Origin of the sequence: Geobacter sp. (assembly GCF_030834625.1) — a bacterium.
In the GTDB taxonomy this organism is placed as follows: domain Bacteria; phylum Desulfobacterota; class Desulfuromonadia; order Geobacterales; family Geobacteraceae; genus Geobacter.
In genome coordinates, this window is sequence record NZ_JAUQXO010000093.1 from 1 (window position 1) to 1946 (window position 1946).

General features: G+C 62.9%; 1 pseudogene. It reads right to left on the reverse strand.

Going from position 1 to position 1946, the window contains the following annotated elements:
* Positions 1 to 1946 (reverse strand): annotated as a pseudogene (locus RCH91_RS20965) (hypothetical protein); the annotation flags it as partial.

The following is a 1946-nucleotide window of genomic DNA, read 5'->3' on the forward strand; positions in this document are numbered from 1 at the left end:
TCGTGACTCAGGATGGCGTTTTCCGGCACGCGGCCCGCCAGCGAAACCTCGAAGGCGTCCACGTCGTAAATCCCCTTGCCGGTGAACGACCCTTCCCCGAAGAGGTCCTGATAGATGTCCGAAACAGCGAAGGCGTAAGGATCAACGCCGCATGGCCCGGAAAAGAGGTGATGATACAGGGTGCGGTCGGAGCGGGTGGGGAACGAAGGGATGATGCGCGGCTGGAGTACCCCGTATCCTTCAACCACGCGCCCCAGGCGCTCATCGAAGCGGGGGAGATTGAGGGGGTGGGCCATGCTTCCCACAAGCTCGTTCACCGTTTTAACCGGAAGCTTGGTGTCCGCATCGAGGGTTATGACGTAGCGGACGTCGGGCGGCGGCTGCGGGGGTAAGCCGTCGATCGGGATGTAGCTGGTGTCGAGCTCTCCCCGCAACAGCCGGTTGAATTCATGAAGTTTTCCCCGCTTGCGCTCCCACCCCATCCATTTTCGTTCACCCTCGTTCCAGAGGCGTTTGCGGTGGAAGAGAAAAAACCGTTTTCCCCCGTCGGGGGCGGGTCCGTGGAGCACATTGAGATTTTCGATCAGGTGTTCCGTGTACTGAAGGAGCTCCGTGTCTCCGGGAAGGATCTCGGCGTCTGCGTCGGGCCAGTCGGTCAGCAGGGCAAAACGGACATCGCCGGCCGGATTCGCCAGGTAGTGCACCTCAAGGAGGCCGACCTGCTCTTCTGACTCCGCCTCGCTGATGAGAAGGCTCGGCACCGCCACAAAGGTTCGCAGCGATGAAGGGATTCCGGCGGCGAGCTCCAGCCGGGGGAGGTGGCGCGGGCCGATCTGCGCCGCCAGGATCCGGTTCACGAGCATGACCGCCACGTCGGACGCGGGCAAAAGCGCCAGCATGCCCAAAAGAAAGAGCCACGGGGGCGACACCCCCGCTCCCGCGCTCGCCAGCAGCGGGAGAGCCGCCAGGAGAAAGGTCACCAGGCAGATGGTCCCGAGATAGGCCGGTGTTGCATGGGCGATGTACATGCGAAGGAGCTTCTTGCGCAGCGACGGACGGAAGCCGATCTCTTTCTCGAAGGCCGGCCGTCCTTTGGAGATCAGGTGATAACCGGGATCCAGCAGGCGCCAGTCGGCCGCTTCGCCGCTTTCCCCCGCTTTGTTCCGCGCCTCTTCTGTTTTGGCTATTACCAGGCGGGCGATCTCCAGTTCCTGAAGCTTCGAACCTTTTGCCAGCTCTTCAAGACCGTGCCGGTAGCGGTCGCGGGTGATGAAATCCATGTCGGCGAAGAGGGGATCGGTGCGGAGGATCTCGTCCACCAGGCTGACCTCTTCGAAAAAGGCGTCCCAGGAATAGGACGAGATGAGCCGCATGCTCGTGATGATATTGCGTACCGTCACGTTGGCGGTTGCCTGGAGGTTATGTTCGAGCAGAACGACTTCGTCCGGGGTTGTTCCTTGCGCGGCCAATTTTTCGGTGAGCAACTCCATGGCGGTGGAGACATCGGGCCCCTGGTGGCGCAGCCGTTGTACCAGCTGCACCGCAAAGGCGGTGAGAAGGGGTGTCTTCTCCATTTCCCCCAGACTCTCCTCCGCCTCCTGGGGCGGCCGTCCGCTGATGCCCAGGAGGTCGTCGGCAATCCGGTCCGCTTCCAGGCGCGCCCGTTGCGACCCGACGATCCGGATGGCAACGCGGCGGAGGTTTTCGATGAGCACGATGCGCAGGGTGGTGGGAACGGCCCACAGCTCGCCGATGGTAAGGGGGTTGACCCGCTGGCAGGCGCGGACGAAGCGGATCAGCAGCTCCGGGTCGAAGCGGCTGTCCGTATGGGCGACAAAGGACCAGGTGAGCTCATAGACGCGGGGGTAATCCTTGAGCGGCCCTCCGGCGAGCTTGGGAAGCTCCCGGTAATACCAGGAAGGGAGGTGGTCCCGGATGTCCCGCAG